The sequence below is a fragment of the Cerasibacillus sp. genome (genome assembly GCF_036516575.1).
Classification (GTDB): Bacteria; Bacillota; Bacilli; order Bacillales; family Amphibacillaceae; genus Cerasibacillus.
In genome coordinates, this window is sequence record NZ_DATBTY010000014.1 from 1 (window position 1) to 6,966 (window position 6,966).

Below are 6,966 nucleotides of genomic sequence, written 5' to 3' on the forward strand. Positions count from 1 at the left end.
ACGCGGCGGACTGTAAATCCGCTCCCTCAGGGTTCGGCGGTTCGAATCCGTCCCCCACCACCATTTTGGGGTATAGCCAAGCGGTAAGGCAACGGACTTTGACTCCGTCATTCGTTGGTTCGAATCCAGCTACCCCAGTACGATATAAACGATAAAAAAGTTGCAGAACAAGTATGTTCTGCAACTTTTTTTATGTGGTTAATTAAAATGAAATGATTTCTATTATAATCTTCTACAAATCATTGTAGAAAAAGCATCGAAAGCCTTGTTCGTGTTTAGTAATATTCTAATCTATACTCAATCTTTCGTCATTTGGTAGAATGAAAAATTCATGGAACGGTAGTTGATAATATCTTGCACGGCGTGTTCGGGTTGTTGTAGTCTAATTGCTTTTACTAGTTCTTCATGCGTGTGCTTTTTGTAGGGAAATGGCTGATCTTCCAAGAAAAAATGGACAATGGATTGTTTAATACGGCGAGCCAATTGTTCATAAAGTGCAATGAGCAATTCATTGTTAGATGATTCAACAACTAGTTGATGAAAAGTAAAATCAGCCTCCAAAAAAGAGGTATAGTTATTGGATTGACTTGCTGCATGACAGATGTTGAGTTGGTGCTGTAATTGTTCCAGTTGCTCATTTGTCCGATATAAACTAGCGAGTCGTGCGGCTTCCATTTCCAAAGCAAAGCGTACATTGACTGTGTCCGTAAAAGCATTACGGTCAATTTCTTTTTGCATCATTGCTTGAAAAATTGAAGTGGTTTTAATGACAGTGCCACTGCCTTGTATTGCTTCTAGAACGCCTGTATGAATAAGTGCTCGAACCGCTTCTCGAATTGTATTACGGCTAACCCCAAATTTAGCAGCAAGTGTAGTTTCAGAAGGGATGCGTTCTCCAACTGTCCAATGACCTTCTTTAATGAGACGTTCAATTTCTACTGTTACTTGTTGTACTAAAGACAAGCGTTCAGGTCTTTTAATCGACAATTCTCATGCAATCCTTTCATTAAATAAAATCCTTTCCTTATTGAAAATAAATACACCGCAATTTTTATATTAAGAATAAATATAATTGATTGATCACTTTTTAATGATGTCCCGATTGAATAAAAAATGGGTAGTAATAAGTATCCATTTTACTAATTATATTAAATGTTAAAAAACTAGAAACATTTCTAATGAATTTTAATGTAGCTGATAGAGAGAAACTCCAGAAAAATAAGGGTTATTGATTTTCTGGAGTATTATTTTATTGGCTTTGCTCTAATTTCCACTTTTCATATAGTTCTTCCCTGCCTTGTTCCAATAAGGGATGAAATTGAATTGCTGCGTGTCGCCGTTCTTCGTGAACTTGAGCAATTCTTTGTTGTAGCTGTTTTTTGGATGACTGATTAAATCGTAATAAAATAGATTGTGCTGCAACTCTTCCTTGTGCCATCGCTACTTTGGCTCCCTCAATTCCTGTCACATTTCCTGCTACAAATATTTGAGGTATCGGCGTTTCCATCTGTTCATTGTGTAAAGGGACGTGTCCACCTAATGCTTCAATAGCATAGAATGGAACTCCAGCTAAAGAAACAAGTTCTGCAAGAGGAGTTAGCCCACCTGATAAGCAAACGAAATCAGCAGGAATTGCACGTTCAGTGGAAGGAATTTCTTTACCATCGGTTGTAATGTCGACCATAATAACTCGCTCGACTTTACCTTCTCCTTCAATTCGTTTTATAGCAGAGCGCATATAAATAGGGATTCCCCACATTTTAATTCCTTTTTTAGGATAAAATTGGATTGCAAAATCTTTTAAATGATCAGTGAATAGTATTTTACTTCCAAATTTTGCAAGTAAAGAGGGGGCCATATGGGCAGCGGCCATAACTTGTTTGAAAATCACTTTAGGAATAGCATGTTGTTCATTTTCGATGCTGTAAAGTGGCAAAGCCATTGCTTTTACATTTACTTCAGCTAGTGCTAGTTCCATAGCAATTGCAGACGATAGCATATTTACCCCAATAATAACACCCTGTTTTCCAGGCTTCACGCGATGTACGTTCGTCATAACTTGAGCGGCTCCAACAGACATTACCCCAGGTAAAGTCCAACCTTCAATGGGAGTTGGAACTTCTGAGGCACCTGTGGCAATTAAAGCGTATTTGCTCGTCATTCTCCCACGTTCTGTGAAGAAAGTTACGCTTTCATCTTTGATTATAAGGTCATATACGGACACTTCTAAAAATAGATCGATATTGAGTTGTTGAATTTGTTGACGTAGTTCTTCGCTTTTTCTAAATCCGTTCCACCACTGACCTTTAGATTCTTCATACAGTTGCCCGAGTAATCTTCCTCCTGCTAACAAATATTCATCTATTATCCCGATGTTTAAATGAGGAGCCAAACTTTTCATTTCAAGGGCCGCACTGAGACCAGCAGGACCAGCACCGATAATGAGTACATCATAATGAGTGGTCATGTTGTTTCCTCCAATCTCTTACAGCTGTTGAAAGGATTTCCCCGCTGTTAATATCCATATGATGGGTGAGAGGCGTTAAGCAAGCTCGTTTACCTTGTATACCGTTTACAGTGACACGACATTCATAACAGTGCCCGATATTGCAGTAAATTCCTCGCGGTGTTCCAGATTCTTCATGAACTCGTAAAGTTCGTATATTATTTGCAAGTAAAGCTGCAGCGATAGGCTCTCCTTCTAATCCTTTATAAGTTTGACCGTTAAAAGTAAAGTTGATTTCCTTCCGTTGAAGGGGGCGGAGAACAGGGTGGTGATGGATTCTCATTTTAGTTCACCTCCAGTACCCACTTGCTCGAATGAAACTGGTCGAATGGGTGCTTGATATTTAAGAGGGAGGTTGGTAGTTTGAGTTGCTTGGTAATGAGTCGCAATTTTATTAATAGCTATTCTACAAGTACGCCCCCCGCAATAACCCATACCTGCCCGTGTGCGTAATTTTAATTCGCGTGCGGAACAACGTTGTTCGTTTGCGACTTGGTGTAATTTTTTAGACGATACTTCTTCGCATCGACAAATGATTGATGACTGATTATTCATTTTTGTACCCCTTTCTACTCTGATTAATCTTTCACTAGATAAGGGTATGCAAGATTTGTGCCGAAATTAATGAATACCTAATCTATTCATGCGATTATATAAAGTTGCTCGAGATATACCTAGTCGTTTAGCACATTCGGATTTTTGATGATTGACTTTTTCTAATGTATTTAAAATAATTTCTTTTTCATAAACTTCGAGTTGATCAGCTAATGATTGTCCATTTACAGAAGGTTTGCTGATGTTTGAACGCTTTACTTCAGGTGGAAGGTCATTGAAAGAAAGCGTTCCTTCTTCCGATAGTACAACTAAACGTTCAATGCTATTTTTTAATTCACGTACATTCCCTTTCCAATCATGCGAAATCAAACATTGGATAATTTCATGAGGGATTGACTGAATATGCTTGTTATATTTAGAAGAATATTCGTACACAAAATAATGTGCTAATTCCAAAATGTCATCAGGTCTATCGCGGAGCGGGGGGACTTCAATTTGAAACACATTGAGTCTGTAGTATAAATCTTCGCGAAATGTTCCATCTTCAACTAGTTGCTTTAAATCTTTGTTGGTGGCAGCGACCAGCCTGAAATTAACTTTTATTTCTTTTGTTCCTCCTACGCGAAAAAACTTCTTTTCTTGTAAGACACGTAAAAGCTTTACTTGTAAGTCGAGTGGTAGTTCGCCGACTTCATCTAAAAACAATGTCCCGTCTTGTGCAAGTTCTGCTTTCCCTGCTTTCCCACGACTATCAGCGCCAGAAAAAGCTCCTCGTTCATATCCAAAAATTTCACTTTCAAATAAATTATGAGCGATAGCTCCGCAGTTAATTGGAATAAAAGGGGCACCCTCTTCTTCTCTTAAATAGTGAATGGCTTTTGCAAATAACTCTTTTCCAACTCCACTCTCTCCGTAAATTAAGATGTTAGCGGCTGTTTGAGAAGCTTTTTTGGTCATTTCAATCGTGTCTTTTAGAAGTTGGCTATTCCCTCTTAATGGAAGGAAGGCCCTATCTCTATGATTTCTAGATTCAATTTTATTTTCGAGGTGAAAGAGTTTTTCATGTGTTGAAAAAAGTTCTTCATTTAATCGAACCTCATTCGAAATATCAGTTTCTGTGACAACCCCGCCAATAATTTTCTCATCTAAACGTACAGGACTAGAGCTAATTAGAACGGTTCTGTCTCTACGTGCTCGATGCAATTTCTCAGTGACAGATTCGCCTTGTTGCAACGCATTTAAGATTTCAAGTTCATTTTGATTGAAAAATTGAGAAATAGGTTTCCCTAAAATATCATCTTTAGAAATCGAGAAAATCTTCTCTGCCCCTTTTGTCCACCCAACGACATGGGCATGTTCATCAATCATTGTCCAAGATTCTTGCGTCGTATCGAGCAGTGTTTGATAAAACGCGAGTGCCTTACGTGCTTGTTGATAAAATACTTTTAAATAATGTTCTTTTTCTAAGTAGCCAATGACTTGTTCTTCTTTACAAATGAGTACATAATTTGTTTGCTCAAAAGCTTGTCCAATATTTTGATCAGTTAATGGGCAAGAGAGACAAGGGATTTCAGTAACGATAATCTTTTCACCTCTTTTTTGTAACCGCTTCCATTTTCGGTTATCTTTAATAAAAGATTGATAGTTAGGTAATAAATGTGTTGGTGACTTTTTATAAATTAAAAAATTAGTTAATAAAGCTTCAGAGTAATTTAATAACAACAAACTCATCCTTTCTTTTAATGAATGTGTCTAAAAAATTAGATTAATCCATTAAGTGTATAAAATATTGTACATGAAAAAGTGTAGAGATATCAATTATTGTCCTAGGAGCATCATTTGAAAATTGGCATAAAAATTGCATTATTTAATTCAGGTGAGTCCGTCAGGAAAGGAGGTTATCTATTGAAGAAGCGACATGCAGATGTAATTGTTATCGGAGGAGGTATTATAGGAGCGGCTATTGCCTATTACAGCGCAAAAGCAGGGATAGACATTACTGTTCTAGAAAAAAATGAATTAGCGAGTGGTACGAGTTCACGATGTGATGGAAATATTTTAGCAATCGATAAAGATCCTGGATTTGATAGTCAAATGTCTTTGCAAAGTCAACGTTTAGTAGAAGAGTTAAGCAGAGAATTAAGTGTTTCTTTTGAATATCGTAATCCAGGGAGCATTCTTGTATGTGAAAGCGATGAAGAAATGATTGCTGCACAAAAGTGGGTCGGGCAACAGAAAGCGGCAGGTTTAAAGTTTAATATGTTAGATCGTGCAGATTTGAAAAATGAATCACGCTATTTCGCAGACGATTTGTACGGCGGATTAGAATGCGAAACAGACTCAACGGTTAATCCCTATATGCTTACTTTTTCAATGTTTCATCAAGCGGAGAAACTGGGAGCTACCATTATTAAACATTGTGAAGTGACGAACTTAAAAAATATAGAAGGTACCTTCTATTTAGAAACAACAAAAGGTGAGATGACTGCAGACCGTGTTGTGAATGCGGCTGGCATTTGGGCTCCGAAAATTGGAAAAATGCTAGGCGTAGACATTCCGATTGAACCAAGGAAAGGGCAAATTATTGTGGCGAGTCGTCAAGAGTTAGTCGGGTTACGAAAAGTGATGGAATTCGGTTATTTGATTTCAAAATTTGGAGGAGAACGACGCGTGGATGCAATAACTGAAAAATATGGAGTTGCCTTAGTCTTTGAACCGACAGAGAGTCAAAATTTTTTGATTGGCAGTAGCCGAGAGTTTGTTGGTTTTGATACGAAAGTCAATCCAATAGTGACTCAAACTATCGCTAATCGTGCACTTCGATTTTATCCAAAGATGAAAGATATGACGGTTATTCGCACATATGCTGGGTTAAGACCGTGGACAGCAGATCATTTGCCAATCATTTCAGCAGTAAAGGAAATTCCTGGTTTTTATATCGCAGCAGGGCATGAGGGAGATGGAATTAGTTTAGCAGCGATTACAGGAAAAGTAGTAGCTGAATTATTGGGGGGTATTGAAACGACGATCCCAATCGAACCTGTCAGCATTGAACGTTTTAGGGAGGGAGTGAATTAAGTGAAAGCGAGTCGTGTATTCAAAACTATCGATACGCATACAGGAGGTAATCCTACACGCACGCTCATTAGTGGACTTCCACATCTGGAAGGAGAAACGATGAGTGAAAAAATGTTATATATGAAAAAGCATTATGATTGGATCCGACAATTTTTAATGAATGAGCCAAGGGGTCATAGTGTTATGTCAGGAGTATTATTGACAAGTCCTACCCATCCTGAGGCAGATATTGGCGTCATTTACATTGAAACAGGGGGATATTTACCCATGTGTGGTCACGATACTATCGGTGTTTGTACAGCTTTAGTAGAAGCAGGCTTTGTTCCTGTGACAGAACCTGTCATGCATTTGACGCTAGATACTCCCGCTGGTCTCGTTCGTGTAAAAATAGATGTTGAAGACGGACGGGCGAAACAAGTAACCTTCGCAAACGTGCCTGCCTTTTTACTAGATACGGTAGATGTCACTGTTGAAGGTGTAGGGGAAGTAACTGTTGAAATTGCTTATGGCGGTAATTTTTACGGTATAGTCGATGCACGTCGATTAAATATACCCCTGGTGGAAAGCAATGCAACAGAAATTATTAACCAAGCAATTTTAATTCGTAATCATATCAACGAGCATTTTGAGGTAGTTCACCCGACGTATCCGTTTATTAAAGGATTAACACATATTGAATTTTATACAGATCCGGTCGATGCACGTGCAGATGTCAAAAATACAGTAATTGTCCCCCCAGGTGGAATTGATCGTTCCCCTTGTGGCACAGGCACGAGTGCAAAACTAGCTACGCTCTATCGCAATTGTGACATTAAGAAAAATGAAAC

Annotated in this window: 7 protein-coding genes and 1 tRNA gene; 3 read left to right on the forward strand and 5 right to left on the reverse strand. The window is 38.3% G+C overall.

The features are described from left to right. The first annotated feature begins 66 nt into the window (after positions 1 to 66). A tRNA-Gln gene (locus VIG73_RS02570) sits at positions 67 to 138 on the forward strand. A gap of 159 nt (positions 139 to 297) precedes the next feature. On the opposite strand, the gene VIG73_RS02575 is transcribed toward VIG73_RS02570, so the two are convergent. The 5 genes from VIG73_RS02575 to VIG73_RS02595 all read right to left on the reverse strand — a co-directional run bounded on the left by VIG73_RS02575 (position 298) and on the right by VIG73_RS02595 (position 4,783). Further along, positions 298 to 987 (reverse strand): FadR/GntR family transcriptional regulator, encoded by a 690-nt coding sequence (locus tag VIG73_RS02575; protein ID WP_194562503.1) that lies wholly within the window; start codon positions 985 to 987, stop codon positions 298 to 300. A 262-nt stretch (positions 988 to 1,249) separates the two neighbouring features. Next, positions 1,250 to 2,467, reverse strand: a complete 1,218-nt coding sequence (locus VIG73_RS02580) for an NAD(P)/FAD-dependent oxidoreductase (protein ID WP_331638997.1) — start codon at positions 2,465 to 2,467, stop codon at positions 1,250 to 1,252. After that, positions 2,451 to 2,789, reverse strand: a complete 339-nt coding sequence (locus VIG73_RS02585; RefSeq protein ID WP_194562505.1) for a (2Fe-2S)-binding protein — start codon at positions 2,787 to 2,789, stop codon at positions 2,451 to 2,453. The genes VIG73_RS02580 and VIG73_RS02585 overlap by 17 nt, the downstream gene beginning before the upstream one ends. Continuing rightward, positions 2,786 to 3,061 (reverse strand): (2Fe-2S)-binding protein, encoded by a 276-nt coding sequence (locus tag VIG73_RS02590; protein ID WP_194562506.1) that lies wholly within the window; start codon positions 3,059 to 3,061, stop codon positions 2,786 to 2,788. The genes VIG73_RS02585 and VIG73_RS02590 overlap by 4 nt, the downstream gene beginning before the upstream one ends. 66 nt (positions 3,062 to 3,127) lie before the next feature. Then, entirely contained in the window at positions 3,128 to 4,783 is a 1,656-nt protein-coding gene (locus VIG73_RS02595) for a sigma-54 interaction domain-containing protein (protein ID WP_331638998.1), read from the reverse strand. A gap of 183 nt (positions 4,784 to 4,966) precedes the next feature. Here VIG73_RS02595 and VIG73_RS02600 point away from each other — a divergent pair, with 183 nt between their 5' ends. Beyond that, positions 4,967 to 6,139 (forward strand): FAD-dependent oxidoreductase, encoded by a 1,173-nt coding sequence (locus VIG73_RS02600; RefSeq protein ID WP_331638999.1) that lies wholly within the window; start codon positions 4,967 to 4,969, stop codon positions 6,137 to 6,139. After that, a partial coding sequence (locus tag VIG73_RS02605; protein ID WP_331639000.1) for a proline racemase family protein occupies positions 6,140 to 6,966 on the forward strand: 827 nt, incomplete at its 3' end.